This is a genomic window from Bacillus xiapuensis, from assembly GCF_002797355.1.
Classification (GTDB): Bacteria; Bacillota; Bacilli; order Bacillales; family Domibacillaceae; genus Bacillus_CE; species Bacillus_CE xiapuensis.
Window position 1 is genome coordinate 1,269,305 of sequence record NZ_KZ454939.1, and the last position, 15,850, is coordinate 1,285,154.

The following is a 15,850-nucleotide window of genomic DNA, read 5'->3' on the forward strand; positions in this document are numbered from 1 at the left end:
AAATAAGAATTAAAAACTTACAAACTCGCGAAAGATTTTCAGAGAGCTGTGCCGTACTGAATGAAACGAAAAGCCCCTGCCGAAATGGAAGGGGAGAAAAGGAAAGATTAGTGAACGTGGCGGAAAACGCCGATCACTTTTCCCAGGATTGTCACGTTTTTTAATATGAGGGGCTCCATAGAGGAGTTCTCAGGCTGCAAACGGATATAATCGCTTTCCTTAAAGAAGCGTTTCACCGTGGCTTCATTTTCCTCTGTCATGGCGACGACGATCTCGCCGTTTTTTGCTGTTTGCTGCTGGCGAACGACGACGTAGTCACCATTCAGGATGCCGGCCTCAATCATGCTGTCACCCATGATTTCCAGCATGAATACCTGCTCATCAGCAGGAGCGAGGCTTTCGGGAAGAGGAAAGTATTCCTCCACATTTTCAATGGCAGTAATAGGCAGGCCGGCTGTTACTTTACCGACTAAAGGAACGTTGACCACCTGCTGTCTCGGCACCGTTTCATCCGCTTCAAGGATCTCAATGGCCCGCGGCTTCGTCGGGTCGCGGCGAATAAGCCCTTTGCTTTCTAAACGCGCAAGATGACCATGAACGGTCGAGCTTGATGCTAACCCGACAGCTTCGCCGATCTCTCTTACGGAAGGGGGATAGCCCTTTGCTTTAACCTCACATTTAATAAAGTCCAATATATCTTGTTGCCTCTTTGAAATTTTTGTCATTATCGCACCTCTTCGCTTCATATCTTTTCTATATTATAACATGCGCATTTTCCAGGTACAAACATAAGTTCGAACAAACGCTTGACACAAACAAATGTTCTGATTACAATAAAAGAAAATATGCGAACAAATATTCGGCAAAGGGGCTGTTCTTATGCATGCTTTATTAAAAGAATATTCTTTTGTATTATTGTTTACGGCGGTTGCGTTCATAGCGGGTGTTGTTTTGATCCTTAGCCTAAGCGCAGAAAAAGGGCCATTTCAAGAAATTGTTGTTCAAGAAGGAGATTCACTATGGAGCATTGCTGATCAATATGAACAAACCAACGGAATGAATAAAGAAGAGTTCATCATGTGGGTGCAAAAGGAGAATCAGCTGCTCTCAGCCAGAATTCAGCCTGGGGATGTGCTGGTTATACCTGTGAACTCGGCTCATTCATCCGGCGATCAGCAAGTGGTATTGAAAGAGGAGTAATAACAGATGATGAAAGCAGTTATTTATTGCCGGGTCAGCACGAAGAAGGAAGCGCAGGAAACCTCTCTTGAGCGGCAAAAAGAGGAGCTTCTAACCTTGGCGGCGAAGGAAGGGTACGAGGTCGAGGCGGTGATTCAAGAGCAAGCAAGCGGCTACGATCTTGACCGGGAAGGAATACTGGATCTTCTTGATTTAGTGAAAGCGGGACGGGCGGAAGCGGTATTAATTCAAGATGAAACGAGAATCGGACGGGGAAATGCTAAGATCGCCCTGCTGCATTGTTTGTTCAAAGAAGGCGTTAAGGTATTTACGATAGCGGATGACGGAGAACTGCAGCTTTCTGAGTCCGATTCCATGGTCATCAGCATCGTGAGCATGGTAGAAGAATATCAGCGGAAAATTCATAATTTAAAAATCAAAAGAGGCATGAAGCGCGCGGTGGAAAATGGTTTTCGGCCGGAGAAAAATTTAAAAAACCGGGGAAATCCCGCCGGAAGAGACCGCAAGACAGTTCCTGTGGAGGAAATTGTCCGCTTGCGGAGAAATGACTTAACTTTTGAAGAAATTGCCGCTACGTTAAGAGGGTTTGGCTACCATGTGTCTAAAGCAACCGTTCACCGCAGATACAAAGAGTTTGTGGAGAATCAGATGAGGGGAGAGCGATGAATTTTTCCCTTGTCCGGTGTATGTATTTTTAAGATAATAGGAACGAATGCACATAAAAGGAGACACTGCTTATGCTTTCAAAAGAAAAAATCGCCCGCATTAATGAACTATCGAAAAAATCAAAATCTGCGGGTTTAACAGAACAAGAAAGACAAGAGCAGACGGCTTTGCGTCAGGAATATTTACAGGCGTTTCGCTCTTCAATGAAGAAAACGGTAGAAAAGGTGCGCATTTTTGATGCGAATGGGGATGAAGTGACACCCAAGAAGCTTAAAGAAGTACAAAAAAGAAATAATATGCATTAAAAAGCCGGGCTGCTCCGGCTTTTTTTAAGCTTGGTCGCTGTACAAATCAGGAGGAAGCGGATGATGAAATCTTCCGGGCAGCGCTTATCTTCAGCTGTGTACTTGATAATCTTATATAATGAAAAAATTTTTCGAAAAATAGACGTGTTTCTTGTATAATGCAACCAAGACCTATAATATTAAGGTTGACTACACTCGTTATAGAAAGGATGTTTACGATGTTTGATAAAGTCGATCAACTAGCTGTCAATACGATCCGCACATTATCGATCGATGCGATTGAAAAGGCAAAATCGGGACACCCAGGCTTGCCAATGGGCGCTGCGCCGATGGCTTATACATTGTGGAGCCGCTTTATGAACCACAACCCTAAGAATTCCAAATGGTTTAACCGTGATCGCTTTGTTCTTTCAGCTGGACACGGATCAATGCTTTTATACAGCTTGCTTCACCTGTCGGGCTATGATCTTTCAATGGAGGAAATCAAAAATTTCCGTCAGTGGGGAAGTAAAACGCCCGGGCATCCTGAGTATGGACATACAGATGGAGTAGAAGCCACCACTGGTCCGCTTGGTCAAGGAATTGCCATGGCAGTTGGGATGGCAATGGCTGAACGCCATTTAGCATCCGTCTACAATAAGGATGATATCGATGTCATCGATCATTATACATACGCATTATGCGGTGATGGGGATTTAATGGAAGGGGTAGCATCTGAAGCAGCTTCTCTTGCTGGACATCTTCAATTAGGCCGGCTGATTGTCTTATATGATTCAAATGATATCTCTTTGGATGGCGATTTGGATAAATCGTTTTCAGAAAGCGTAAAAGACCGCTTCCAAGCATACGGCTGGCAGTACATTCGCGTGGAAGACGGCAACAATATGGAAGAAATTGCGAAAGCAATTGAAGCAGCACAGCAAGATGACCGCCGCCCGGCATTGATCGAAGTCAAAACGATCATTGGCTACGGAAGTCCGAATAAATCCGGAAAATCTGACGTTCACGGAGCGCCGCTAGGCGAAGAGGAAATGAAATTGACAAAAGAGTACTACAAGTGGACATTTGAAGAAGACTTCCATGTACCGCAAGAAGTATACAATCGCTTTGAGGAAACGATTATCCGGGCAGGGAAAGAAAAAGAAGAAGCCTGGAATCAATTGCTTTCAGACTACAAAAAGCGATACCCAGAGCTTGCTGTACAGCTGGAAAAGGCGATAAACCATGAATTGCCAGATGGCTGGGAGAAGGACATTCCTGTTTACAAAGAAGGCCAAAGTCTGGCAAGCCGAGCTTCTTCAAGTGAAGTATTAAATGCCATTGCCAATCATTTACCGACTTTGATCGGCGGATCGGCGGATCTTGCCGGCTCCAATAAAACCATGATTAAAAAATCCGGCGATTATTTCCCTGCTTCTTATGAGGGCCGCAACATTTGGTTCGGTGTTCGGGAGTTTGCCATGGGCGCTGCGATGAACGGCATGGCTCTTCATGGAGGATTGCAAGTATTTGGCGGAACGTTCTTTGTTTTCTCGGATTATTTGCGCCCGGCAATTCGATTAGCTGCGTTAATGGGGCTGCCTGTCACTTATGTCTTCACTCACGACAGTATTGCAGTAGGAGAAGACGGTCCAACTCATGAGCCGGTTGAACAGCTGTCCTCTCTGCGCTCCATCCCGAATTTGCAAGTTGTTCGTCCTGCTGACGGCAACGAGACTGCAGCAGCTTGGAAACTGGCGGTAACCTCTAAATCCACACCGACTGTTTTAGTTCTGACTCGTCAAAACTTACCGACGATTAAAGGAACGGATCAATTAGCGGAAGAAGGAGTCGCCAAAGGTGCTTATGTCATTTCACCTGCGGAAAAAGAGACGGCGGATCTTCTTCTCTTGGCTACTGGTTCAGAGGTAAATTTAGCAATTGAAGCGCAAAAAGTATTGCTTCAAGAGGGCATTCACGCATCAGTCGTCAGTATGCCTTCCTGGGAGCTGTTTGAAAAGCAAAGTAAAGAATACAAACACTCCGTCCTTCCGAAGGAAGTGAAGAAACGCTTCGCGATTGAAATGGGATCACCGCTGGGATGGGAACGCTATACTGGCGATGAAGGCGATATCCTGGCAATTGATCAGTTTGGCGCTTCGGCTCCGGGAGAACTCGTAATGAAAGAATATGGATTTACGGTGGAAAATGTGGTTTCCCGCGCAAAAGCACTTTTAGATAATTAATGAAAAGCCGGTCAGCTTATGGAGATGAAAAGCTGACCGGCTTTTCTATGAAGACAAAACGGTAATCGACAAAACTAGTGGGGATTTTTTTCAAGCTTCAACAAGCTCAGCCTGATTGTTTGACTATAATAAGGAAAAGGACAAGCAGGAGGTAAATAGGATGAGAACTTATCAAATTTACTGGATTGGCGAGGAATTTGCTCACTATTTTTACGGCAGAGAAAGAAATTTTTTTCAGCTGTTTTTTGAAAGCTCCTGCTCTGGGACTGACAAACAACAGATTATCGAGAAGCAAGTGCAATATATTACGAACAAGTTTGCTCCATCCAAAGTAAAGCAGCTGCTGACGGAAGCTCTAGGAGAAAGACACGGGTTTTCCATAGAAAAGGGCGGCTATTACCGAATTGAGCTTCCGAACGAAAAAGGGGGAGCGGAATTATTTGCGGAGTCAGAGTGTCTTTATTTAAAAGCGACAGGAAGTTACGAATCAGAAACGATCTTTTTTCACGCTCTCAAAAAAATGAACGCTTGTCTGTTTGCGGTTGATTTCGAAAGGAATAATTACGGATGGCTCCAGCCGATCAAGAAAGAAATCCTCTTTAAATGAAAAAAATTTCTCTTTCATATTGTATAATGTCTTTTGGTTTAGTAAACTTTGAGTAGACAACATGAAGGAGGAAGTATTATATGTGGAATGTGATCTTTGTGATTCTGGCTTTGATCGCTGGAATTGCAATTGGGTTTTTCATTGCCCGCAAATATATGATGGGTTACTTAAAAAAGAATCCGCCTATTAATGAACAAATGTTACGGATGATGATGATGCAGATGGGACAAAAACCATCCCAAAAGAAAATAAATCAAATGATGGCGCAAATGAATAAGCAATTTGATAAAAAATAACGGCTACATAGGTTGCTCAGGGAAGACCAATAAAGGTGACTTGCCAGTAAGTAGCACTTCATGAGCATGAATAGATACATGGCTTAGCCAGCAGCTCTGAAACCACTTTTTGAGTTGGAACCCATTCCAATAGAAAGGTGGTTTTTGTGCTATCAGTCAATGATTGAATCTTGCTTTTAGCCGCGATGAAAAAAAGACTGAACAGCGAGCCGGACAGTATAGGAGCCTAGCTTTATTTAGATGTCCTGCTGGGAGAGGAATAGAAAGGTTGAATGTACTTTCGGTTATATTCATTTAGCAGCGTATCAAGCTCTTGGCTATAACGGACAGCCAGTTGTGAATTCAGCCCATTGATGGCGACAACTTTGAATAATTCCGTTCGCTTCTTTTCAATGTCATGTAACATTTTATTTTTGCCCACAGCCGCATATCCTTTCTTTATTGTAACAAAAATTGAACGATCGCCATTCTCTTATATTTCAATTAGTATACCCAATCTCTTACTTTTTTTCAAAAAAGATGACTTAAGATGATTGAAAAATCCGACAAAGAAAGCGCCGTCGGTTGTAATTATTCATAAAAACGACACAAAACGGTTAAAAATTCTTATTTCGCTAATGCCGTGAAACTTTGTTACAATAGCAAAGGAAAGGAAGGGATATGAATGGATGACATCAATATATTCTTAGCGTTCGGAGCGGGATTTCTTAGCTTTATCTCACCTTGCTGTTTACCGCTGTATCCGGCATTTTTATCATACATAACGGGAATGAGTGTCAATGAATTAAAACAAGAAAACGCGATGCTAAAAAGGAGAAGCATGCTTCATACGCTTTTCTTTTTGCTCGGGTTTTCCATTATTTTTATCGCCCTCGGATTTACAAGTTCGTTTGTCGGGGAATTTCTGAAACAATATCAGGATTTAATCCGGCAATTAGGGGCTATTTTTATCGTCTTCTTTGGCTTGGTGATCACTGGCATTCTTCAGCCGGAATTTATGATGAAGGACCGCCGTATAGAGTTTAAGCATCGTCCCAGCGGTTATTTCGGCTCGGTATTAATCGGACTGGCATTTGCTGCAGGGTGGACGCCTTGTACAGGGCCGATATTGATGGCCGTCATTTCTTTGGCAGGGTTAAATCCAGGTTCGGGGCTCTTGTACATGCTGGCTTACACGCTGGGGTTTGCAATTCCGTTCTTTGTGCTGTCCTTCTTCCTTAGCCGTATGCAGTGGATACGAGCGCATAGCCAGATGATTGTAAAAGCGGGCGGTTATGTCATGATCATTATGGGAATTGTTTTGTTCTTTGATTGGATGACAAAAATTATCGCGTTATTAAGTCCGCTGTTTGGGGATTTTACTGGATTTTAAGCAAATGTCTGAAAAGTGTTGCTAAATTTAGAGGGAACCTATATGGTTAAGAAAACGAATATGCAGTCATTTCCATCGAAGAAACGAGGAGGAACATTTGTGGCAGAAGTACTAATCGTAGATGATGCAAAATTTATGAGAGTCACATTGACGGATATGCTTAGGAAGTTAAATCACGTCGTGGTGGGAGAGGCAGAGAACGGGGAAGAAGCTGTTTCACAGTATCGGAAGCTGCGGCCGGATGTCGTAACAATGGATATCACCATGCCCGGTATGAATGGGATTGAAGCGACTGAAAAGATATTAGCGGAGTTTCCGGAAGCCAAGATCATTATCTGTTCCGCAATGGGGCAGCAAAGAATGGTAATGGAAGCAATTGAAGCGGGGGCGAAGGATTTTGTCACGAAACCTTTCGATGAAGCGCGCGTCAATGAAGCACTGCGTCGTTTGCTGGGATAAATGGCTCTTTCCCTGGGCGATTTTGTCTTTTTTCGGAAATTCCATTATAATAACAATGCAAATTTTACGCAGATAAGGAATGATGAAGATGTTGTATGTAGCTTCATCCATTTTTGCTGTCATGATGGGGATTGGAGTTATTTTCATCCGCATGAAAGCCTCCAAAAAACCGACCTCAGCAAAAAAAATAATTTTGCCCCCTATTTTTATGAGCACCGGGGCGCTTATGTTTGTGGTGCCGGAGTTCAGGGTCACCGTGGCAGAATTGTTAGAAGCGGTGGCAGTAGGCGCATTCTTCTCTCTTTTTTTAATTAAAACGTCTAAGTTTGAAATAAGAGATAAAGATATTTATTTAAAGCGTTCGAAAGCATTTCCTATTATATTAATTGGCTTGCTGGTGATTCGACTGGCTGGTAAAGCGTTGCTCAGCACATCGATCGACTTTGGTGAGCTTAGCGGGATGTTTTTTATTCTCGCTTTTTCAATGATTGTTCCGTGGCGAATTGCCATGTATCTTCAATATCGCCAGTTGAGACAGCAATTAGGTGCCGGCTCATCCAATAAATGTAATCTTACATGAAAGGTTTTCCAACTCAGGGGGTTTGGACCTGGCAGATCATGCTATGACGGTTAGCGCCAGCTAGCTATCATACAGAAAGGAGCTTGCTTTTCCAGCAAGCTCTTTTGCTTAAAACAAATGCTCATAAGGAGACATATCAATTTGCATGTCGGTCAATTTTTTTCTTAAAAATTTGTGATCACGCTTCGGCGTAGCCATAATATAGCCTCTGATGACTAAATCTTGCGTGATGGCATTGGCATTTTCTTTAAAAGTTAATTCGCCGATCTTGCCCGCGATTTTATGGCGAGCGACATCACGGAAGAGCTCAGGCACAGGGCGGACAAGCTCCTCTAATAACTCTTTCTCCGGCTCTTTCCATAAATGCCTCGTCCGCTCCACATAATATTCTTCCCAATCCATATCTGAGCGGCCGTCCGCTTTCGGTAAGCGTTTTAAGAATTTCCGAAACATAAAAAAACCGCCAATTGCGAAACTTCCTATTAAAATAATCCCCCAAAATAAAATCAGATAAGAAAACCAGCCTTCTAGCATGATGGCAACCCCCACTTATCACGGACTTTCGTTAACTATTATAGACAATTGACAGGGCGGAAACAACCGTACCGTTAACAGCCTGTGCGCTTTCGATCTAAGCAGCAGGCATGAATCGCCAATTGATTTCTAGTTCAGTTCCGTTACTATTAATTATACAGACTATGATAGAGGTGAAACAAGTGAAGTTTATTCATACAGCAGACTGGCATTTGGGAAAGTTAGTCCACGGCGTGTACATGACAGAGGAACAGAAGGAAGTGCTGCGGCAATTCGTGGAGGTGGTCAAAGAGGAAAAGCCGGATGCGATTGTCATAGCCGGCGATTTATACGATCGTTCCGTTCCGCCTACCGACGCGGTGGAACTGCTTAACGAGGTGCTGTTTCAATTAAATGTAGAATGTCAAATACCGATTGTGGCCATTTCCGGAAATCATGATAGCGCTGAACGGCTGGCGTTCGGGTCATCATGGTTTAAACAAAGCCGCTTCTATTTAAAAGGGAAGCTCGATCTGGACTTCTCGCCAGTTCATATAAACGGAGTGAATTTCTATTGTATTCCTTATGCGGAACCGGGAGTTGTCCGGCATTTGCTTGGCGATGAAACGATTCATTCTCATCAAGAGGCGATGAAAGCGTTCCTAGGTAAATTAGAAGAGCATATGGATCATCGGGCGGTGAATGTATTTGTCGGCCATGCTTTCGTTCTTGGAGGCAAGACGAGCGATTCGGAGAGAACGCTGTCAGTGGGCGGATCGGGCTGTGTGACTGCCGATTTGTTCGCTCCGTTTCAGTATACGGCACTCGGCCACTTGCATAGTCCGGATGCGATTAAGCATGATACGGTCTTTTATTCTGGTTCGCTATTAAAATACTCGTTTTCAGAAGCCAAACAGAAAAAGAGCATTTCCATAATTGAGATAGATGACAAAGGGAAATTCACTCGCCGTGAAAGAAGATTATCTCCTAGAAGGGATATGAGAGAAATTGAGGGTACGCTGGAAGAATTGCTTGATCCTGCGCGGGTGCAAAGGGAGCGGGCTGAAGATTATTTGAAAGTCACGCTCCTTGACAAGGGGGCTTTGATTGATCCAATGGGAAAGCTTCGGCAAGCATATCCGAATGTCCTGCACCTTGAACGCAAGAGCGCACTCATTGATGAACGCCAAAAAAAAGCGTACCTCTCTTTGCGGAATGAAAAGAAAACAGAATTAGATCTTTTCGCTGAGTTCTATGAACAGATGACAACGGAAGCCTTTACCGAAGAAAAGCGAAACATAATGAAAAAAATGATTTATGAAGCGAAGCTGGAGGCGGAACAACAATGAAACCTTTGCGATTAAAGATGAAAGCGTTTGGCCCTTATGCCAAGGAAGAGGTAATTAATTTTGAATTGCTGGAGAACCGGACCATGTTTGTTATTTCCGGAAAAACGGGTTCCGGAAAAACAACGATTTTCGATGGAATCAGTTTTGCAATTTATGGAAGGACAAGCGGTGATGAGCGTACTGGAACCGAGCTGCGCAGTCATTTTGCCGCAGACGATACAGCCACAGAGGTCAGCCTGAAGTTTTCCTTAAAGGGACGTACATATGAGATCCGCCGCGCACCTCAGCAAGAGAAGAAGAAAGAGCGCGGCGAAGGATACCGGGTGGTCAATGCCATAGCAGAGCTTTATGAAATAACAGACAGCGGAGAGAGAAAACAGCTTGGCGCGAGCGTGCGGGAAGTGGATGAGAAAATCAAAGAGATTATGCAGCTGGACGCCAATCAGTTCCGGCAGATATTGATGATTCCCCAAGGAGAATTTAGAAAGCTGCTAATCGCCGACAGCAAAGAGAAAGAAAAGATTCTGCAGCGGCTGTTTCATACCCAATTTTATAAGCAAATAGAAGAAAAGCTGAAGCAAAATGCGGCCGCTTTAAAAAACCAAGTCCAAGCAAGCATGGAGTTGCGCACTCAGCGTTTAAAAAGCATTCAGGCGTCGAGTGAGGAGATGGCGGCTTTATTGCAGGAATCGCCGTTGAACGAGAGGGCGATTCTTGTGCAATTAGCCAAGGAGATTCAGCAATTGGCTGCAAGGTCTGAAGAATTAAAGCAAATGCTTGAACTGCAGCATTCTGAGCGCGATCAGCTGACGAAACAGCTGGATGAGGCGGAGCGAGTAATCAAGCAGATGGAACGCCTGGAACAGTTGAACGAGCAATGGAAAAAGCTCCAGGAGCATGAGCCTGTGATAACGGGAAAACAAAATGAAATAGATTGGGCGGAAAAAGCAGCCAAGCTCGAGCGGCAGGAAAAAGAGTGCACCGATTTGCGAGAGGACTTAGATAGCTTGCAGCAAAGAGCAGACCGGACGAAAGAGGAAAGAACCCGCCAGCTAAAACGGGCGGAATTAGCGCAGCAAGCATGGGAGAGAGAGCAAGCGAAGGAAAATGAAAGAGAGCTAGCGGCTGAGCGAGTCAGCCAGCTCACGGCTATGAAACCAGCCGTTGATTCATTAGAGAAGGAAAAGCAAGCGCTTGAGCGGTTAAGCAAGCGGGCAAGAGAGCTGGAAGGCAAGCGTGTTTCAGCGGCTGAACGCTGCGAAAAGACGGAGAAGGAATTAGAAAGAATCGAAAAAGAATTAGCTGCATTAGATCAATGGCAAACTCGCCTTTATCAAGAAGAGGCTCACCTTCAGCAAACGCGCAAATATCTGCAGTTAGTGAGGGATTTTGAACAGGGGGACAAAGAGGCAGCAAGATTAAGCAGTCAGCTTACTTCTTTGCAAAAAGAGCATCAGGAGAAGCAGCAGCGGCTAACCGAAGCCAGAGATAAATTAGGGCGGCTGGAGGCCAGCTGGGACAAGCATCAGGCCGGTCTTCTTGCCAGCCGGTTAATTTCAGGAACGCCATGCCCAGTATGCGGATCCACAGATCATCCGGCTCCTGCAGCTGAACAAGCTGAAGGTCCTGTAAAAGAAGAGATCGAAGCTGCTAAACTCGAGATTGCTCAGATAGAGAAGGAATGGAATCAACTGGAAAAAGCGCTGATAGAATCGAAAACGAGGCTGGAGCTTGGGGAGGCAGCGCTGAAGAAGCTGCAGACAGAAGCGGGTGATTATTCATTAGAGCTTACGAAGGATGCGATTGAGAACCAAAAGCGTCAGCTGTGTCAGACAGAAAAAGAAACAAAAACCGTAATTCGGGAAGCGAAGGAGAAATTAAATCAAAAAGCGGCGTTGCTCGAAGCGAAAGACCGTCTAAAAGAGCAGCGGCGAATGCTGCAGCAGGAAATGCTCATGTGCCAAGAGCATGAAGCAAATGCGCAAAAAGCCTTTATTTCCAAGCGTTCTGAAGTAGAGCAATGGCTGAAGCAGATTCCGGAAGAACTCCGGCAGAAAGATCGCTTTGAATTCGCTTTGGATCAGGCGCTCAAGCAAAAACGCCAACTGGCCGAACAGCTGGAGATGGCGGCGAAGAACAAACAGGCAGCAGAAAAAGAACTTGCGACTGTAGAAGCTGCTTTAAAGGAAATGGACCGCATGATAAAGCAGCGGCAGGCCCAATTAGACCGTGAGCGGATAGTGTTTATCAATTTAATGAAGCAATATGAATTTAAAGATTATACGCATTATGCAAGCAGCAAGCGCACAGAAGCAGAAATAAAACAAATTCAACAACAGATTCAGTCCTTCCGAGAAGAAATACGTTCCGTTTCCGACCGCTTAAAAGAGCTTGAGGAAGCGCTGAAAGGTATAGAAAGACCAGAAGTAGAAAGCGTAAAGCTTCAGCTTGACGAATTAGAACGGAAAATAAGCGAAGCGCAGGACAAACGATCCTCCATAGAAGCGGTCATCCGTGATTCAGCCCGAATTCAGCAAGAAGTAGAATCATTAAATGAATCATTAAAAGAATTGGAAAGCGATTATAGTCTCATCGGCAACCTTTATGATATTGCTCATGGAAACAATACTCATAAATTGACCTTTGAACGCTTTGTGTTAGCCGCGTTTTTAGATGAAATATTGGAGCTCGCCAATGAGCGCCTGGTGAAAATGACCAATGGCCGCTATCGTTTACTAAGGAAAACCGGCCGCGCTAAAGGGAATGCGCAAAGCGGTTTAGAGATTTTAGTGTCCGATCAGTACACAGGGCAGACGCGCCATGTGAAAACTTTATCAGGAGGGGAAAGCTTTAAAGCGTCTTTAGCTCTGGCACTTGGCATGGCAGACGTCGTTCAGCAGTATGCGGGGGGCGTATCGTTAGAAACGATGTTTATCGATGAAGGATTTGGAACGCTTGATCCGGAATCTTTAGATCAAGCGATTGCCGCACTCATGGATATTCAAAGCAGCGGCAGGCTTGTCGGGATCATTTCTCACGTGCCTGAATTAAAAGAAAGAATAGATGCAAGATTAGAGGTCATCTCCACCCAAAGCGGCAGCTTCACACGCTTTCAGTTCTGTCATTCCTAGACGAAAAAGCCGTGAACCGATAGCTGTTTTGGAATATGAGCATATAATCATACAAAGGACTAAGCGTGTGTTACTATGGCCTTATAGGAATGATAAGGGGTGTTATGGATGGCAGAATATCGGATAGAAGGCCTTTCCTGCGCCAATTGCGCGCGTGAAATGGAAGAAGAAATACAAAAGCTGCCGCATGGAAAGGATGCGAAAATATTATTCAATTCCAGTAAGCTTTCCCTCCCTGAAGAGGTGGATTTAGCGAAGGTTGAACGGATTTTGGCTTCTGACGGCGCCGCCATTATAAAGGATAGCCAGCAGCCTTCTTCAACAGACCGCCCAAGGAAAGAAATTGATTGGAGGATTCTTATTTTAATATCAGCGCTGCTGTTTACAGCCGCCCTCATAGGGCAGGATAGTCTGCCGTCACCCGCTGTGATCGCTTTGTATTTGGCAGCAACGGCAATCAGCGGTTATCGCACCTTTATCAAAGGCATAAAGAACTTGTTTCGCTTTAAGTTCACCATCGATACGCTCATGACGGTTGCGCTGATCGGGGCATTCAGCATCGGAGAATGGCGCGAGGGAACAATGGTCGCCATTCTGTTTGGCTTGAATGAATATTTAGAGGGACTCGGAATGGAAAAGGCCAGAAGTTCAATGGCCGCCCTGCTTGAAGTAGCGCCAAAAGAAGCGCTGGTCATCAGAGGCGGACAGGAGAAAAAGATCCCGATTTCAGAGCTTCGTATCGGGGATGCGGTTCTTGTGAAAGCCGGAGAAAAAATCCCTTCTGACGGCCGGATTACACATGGCAAAAGCTCTGTTAATGAAGCGGCACTTACAGGTGAGTCCATGCCCGTGGAGAAAGAAAAGGGAGACTTTGTTTATGGCGGAAGCATCAATAACGAAGGTACATTGAAAGTGGAAATTACCAAGCTGTATCAAGATTCTTCCTTAGCGAAAATACTGCATCTGGTCGAAGAAGCCCAGGAGACGAAAACACCTACTGAATTGTTCATTAATCAATTTGCTAAATACTATACACCCGCCATTATGGTGATCGCCGCTCTCGTCATGCTGGTTCCGCCGCTGTTTCTTGGCGGTGATTGGAGTTCGTGGTTTTATCAAGGGCTGGCCGTATTGATTGTCGGCTGTCCATGCGCGCTCATTTTATCGTCGCCGATTGCGATTGTTTCCGGTATTACCCGCAATGCCAGAAACGGCATACTGGTCAAGGGAGGAACACATCTTGAGCAGCTGGGAAGAATCGAGACGATCGCTTTTGATAAAACGGGAACACTGACGAAAGGCGCTCCTCATGTAGAAAGAGCGATTGTGTATGAACCTGAGCTTTTTTATCAGGTTGCTGGTGCAATAGAAAAACATTCTTCCCATCCGCTCGCCAAAGCGGTGATGGAAGAAGTAGCGCAGTCCAATGTTTCCGTCGCCGAAGCAGAGGAAATTCAATCGGTAGCTGGTCAAGGGGTCACAGCGATTGTTGGCGGCACCCGATATTATTTAGGGAATGAAGGGATCCTGTCTCATCTTCAATTAGACGCTGGCGTCAAAGCGGATATAGAGGCATTGAAACATTCAGCCTATACACTAGTTGCTGCAGCAGATGACCACAGAGTGCTGGGGATGTTTGGCATAGCTGATCAGATTCGCTCTGAAAGCCCTCAGCTGATCAAACAGCTGCAGGAAGCGGGGATTAAGCAAACGGTTATGCTGACAGGCGATCATGAGAAAACAGCTGAAAAAGTAGCCCAAAAAATCGGATTGACCGATTACGCTGCCGGACTATTGCCCGATGAAAAAGTGCAAAAAATAAAAGAACTGACAAAGCAATCGGCGACAGCAATGGTAGGAGATGGAATCAACGATGCTCCCGCTCTCGCCACAGCAGATCTTGGCATTGCGATAGGCAAAGGAACGGACAGCGCGATCGAGACGGCGGATATTGTTTTAATGCAGGATCATTTAGGGCGACTTCCAGCAGCAATCGCCATTAGCAAGCGGGTGAATCGCATCATTAAAAGCAATATTTTGCTTACTCTCGGATTAAAGCTAATCGCCCTGCTGCTAACCATTCCCGGCTGGCTTACTCTCTGGATTGCCATCTTGTCCGATATGGGAGCGACAATTATCGTGACGCTGATCAGTTTGACTATTTTAGTGGAAACAAAGAAAGAAAAAGAGATATTGTGATCACAAGGCAGCGGGAAGAAGCTGCCTTTTTTGGGGGAGACTGTTCATAAATTATTCAGAACCAGTATGGAAAAGACCGTTGTCAATTGAACTGGATTCCCCTACCATATAATTTATAATGGCTATTATATGTTCAGGGAGGGAAATTAGTTGAAGGTAACTCGCTCGATAATATGGATGGTGGCGGCTTCTGTTTTGCTTGTCATCGCTGGCTGCAGCAACAGTGATTTTCAGGGAAATATGGATGTTGAGATGGAAGACTTTAGCCACGTGAACCAAGATAATAAAAAGGTGAGCCTGAAAGATTTGAAAGGGAAGGTCTGGGTAGCGGATCTCATTTTCACCAACTGCCGCACGGTTTGTCCGCCAATGACAAAGAATATGGCGGAGCTTCAGAAAAGGGTCAAAGAGGAAGGCATTAAAGATACTCATTTTGTATCGTTCAGCGTCGATCCCAAGAATGATACGCCAAAGAAATTAAAGCAATACATATCCTATTATAATGCTGATGAAAAAACTTGGGACTTGCTGACTGGATATGATGAGAAATATATTCGCGACTTTGCGGAGAAAAACTTTCAGACGCTTGCCGTGCCGGAGCCCGATTCAGATCAGGTGATGCATGGAACGAGCTTTTACTTAATCGATAAAACCGGAACAATCGTAAAAAGCTATAATGGAAACGAGGATGTTCCTTTTGATGAAATCGTCTTAGATATCAAACAATTAACTGAGGAATAAGCGGCAGCTGCCTGTTAGGCCCGTTTGTGGTCTGTTAGCAGGCAGTTTTTTTGCATTCTCTTTCTCATCTATTGCGGATGTTTTTTAATGAAAAAAATAAAATCAAGACTTGACATTTTAATTTTTTACAAAAAATTCACATTTTTTTAATTGCTATTTACATAATTTTTGTGTAAGATATAGGTACAGAAACTTCTGAATATTCAA

Annotated in this window: 16 protein-coding genes; 13 read left to right on the forward strand and 3 right to left on the reverse strand. The window is 44.4% G+C overall.

All coding sequences use genetic code 11. The annotated features are described in order from the left end of the window. Positions 1 to 107: 107 nt before the first annotated feature. Positions 108 to 725: a transcriptional repressor LexA gene (gene lexA, locus CEF20_RS06340; RefSeq protein WP_100331010.1), complete on the reverse strand. Its 618-nt coding sequence runs from the start codon at positions 723 to 725 to the stop codon at positions 108 to 110. A gap of 154 nt (positions 726 to 879) precedes the next feature. Here lexA and yneA point away from each other — a divergent pair, with 154 nt between their 5' ends. The 6 genes from yneA to CEF20_RS06370 all read left to right on the forward strand — a co-directional run bounded on the left by yneA (position 880) and on the right by CEF20_RS06370 (position 5,299). After that, positions 880 to 1,200, forward strand: a complete 321-nt coding sequence (yneA, locus tag CEF20_RS06345) for a cell division suppressor protein YneA (protein ID WP_100331011.1) — start codon at positions 880 to 882, stop codon at positions 1,198 to 1,200. Positions 1,201 to 1,209: 9 nt separating this feature from the next. After that, positions 1,210 to 1,866: a YneB family resolvase-like protein gene (locus CEF20_RS06350; protein ID WP_100332021.1), complete on the forward strand. Its 657-nt coding sequence runs from the start codon at positions 1,210 to 1,212 to the stop codon at positions 1,864 to 1,866. A 71-nt stretch (positions 1,867 to 1,937) separates the two neighbouring features. Further along, positions 1,938 to 2,171, forward strand: a complete 234-nt coding sequence (locus CEF20_RS06355; RefSeq protein WP_100331012.1) for a DUF896 domain-containing protein — start codon at positions 1,938 to 1,940, stop codon at positions 2,169 to 2,171. 218 nt (positions 2,172 to 2,389) lie between these two features. Beyond that, positions 2,390 to 4,396, forward strand: coding sequence for a transketolase (gene tkt / locus CEF20_RS06360; protein ID WP_100331013.1), 2,007 nt, complete (start codon positions 2,390 to 2,392; stop codon positions 4,394 to 4,396). Between the two features lie 160 nt (positions 4,397 to 4,556). Then, positions 4,557 to 5,003, forward strand: coding sequence for a sporulation inhibitor of replication protein SirA (sirA, locus tag CEF20_RS06365; RefSeq protein ID WP_100331014.1), 447 nt, complete (start codon positions 4,557 to 4,559; stop codon positions 5,001 to 5,003). An 80-nt stretch (positions 5,004 to 5,083) separates the two neighbouring features. Beyond that, complete coding sequence (locus CEF20_RS06370; protein WP_100331015.1) at positions 5,084 to 5,299, forward strand: YneF family protein; 216 nt, start codon at positions 5,084 to 5,086, stop codon at positions 5,297 to 5,299. Positions 5,300 to 5,531: 232 nt separating this feature from the next. On the opposite strand, the gene CEF20_RS06375 is transcribed toward CEF20_RS06370, so the two are convergent. Beyond that, on the reverse strand, positions 5,532 to 5,720 hold the full coding sequence (locus tag CEF20_RS06375; RefSeq protein ID WP_100331016.1) for an aspartyl-phosphate phosphatase Spo0E family protein: 189 nt from the start codon (positions 5,718 to 5,720) through the stop codon (positions 5,532 to 5,534). Between the two features lie 243 nt (positions 5,721 to 5,963). Between CEF20_RS06375 and CEF20_RS06380 the strand changes: the two genes are divergently transcribed. The 3 genes from CEF20_RS06380 to CEF20_RS06390 all read left to right on the forward strand — a co-directional run bounded on the left by CEF20_RS06380 (position 5,964) and on the right by CEF20_RS06390 (position 7,710). Further along, positions 5,964 to 6,671, forward strand: coding sequence for a cytochrome c biogenesis CcdA family protein (locus tag CEF20_RS06380; protein ID WP_100331017.1), 708 nt, complete (start codon positions 5,964 to 5,966; stop codon positions 6,669 to 6,671). Positions 6,672 to 6,770: 99 nt separating this feature from the next. Continuing rightward, positions 6,771 to 7,130, forward strand: coding sequence for a response regulator (locus tag CEF20_RS06385; RefSeq protein WP_100332022.1), 360 nt, complete (start codon positions 6,771 to 6,773; stop codon positions 7,128 to 7,130). Between the two features lie 88 nt (positions 7,131 to 7,218). Beyond that, complete coding sequence (locus CEF20_RS06390) at positions 7,219 to 7,710, forward strand: CcdC family protein (RefSeq protein ID WP_100331018.1); 492 nt, start codon at positions 7,219 to 7,221, stop codon at positions 7,708 to 7,710. A 108-nt stretch (positions 7,711 to 7,818) separates the two neighbouring features. Here the strand turns inward: CEF20_RS06390 and CEF20_RS06395 are convergent, their stop codons facing one another. Further along, complete coding sequence (locus CEF20_RS06395; protein WP_100331019.1) at positions 7,819 to 8,244, reverse strand: DUF2621 family protein; 426 nt, start codon at positions 8,242 to 8,244, stop codon at positions 7,819 to 7,821. 182 nt (positions 8,245 to 8,426) lie between these two features. Between CEF20_RS06395 and CEF20_RS06400 the strand changes: the two genes are divergently transcribed. The 4 genes from CEF20_RS06400 (at position 8,427) to CEF20_RS06415 (ending at position 15,643) form a co-directional block, all read left to right on the forward strand. Beyond that, the gene (locus tag CEF20_RS06400) at positions 8,427 to 9,572 is read left to right on the forward strand and encodes an exonuclease SbcCD subunit D (protein WP_100331020.1); all 1,146 of its coding nucleotides are present in this window, start codon (positions 8,427 to 8,429) and stop codon (positions 9,570 to 9,572) included. Beyond that, positions 9,569 to 12,703 (forward strand): AAA family ATPase, encoded by a 3,135-nt coding sequence (locus CEF20_RS06405; protein WP_100331021.1) that lies wholly within the window; start codon positions 9,569 to 9,571, stop codon positions 12,701 to 12,703. Before CEF20_RS06400 ends, CEF20_RS06405 begins: the two co-directional genes overlap by 4 nt. 108 nt (positions 12,704 to 12,811) lie before the next feature. Beyond that, positions 12,812 to 14,902, forward strand: a complete 2,091-nt coding sequence (locus CEF20_RS06410) for a heavy metal translocating P-type ATPase (protein ID WP_100331022.1) — start codon at positions 12,812 to 12,814, stop codon at positions 14,900 to 14,902. Positions 14,903 to 15,052: 150 nt separating this feature from the next. Then, complete coding sequence (locus CEF20_RS06415) at positions 15,053 to 15,643, forward strand: SCO family protein (RefSeq protein WP_232713384.1); 591 nt, start codon at positions 15,053 to 15,055, stop codon at positions 15,641 to 15,643. The last annotated feature ends 207 nt before the right edge of the window (positions 15,644 to 15,850 follow it).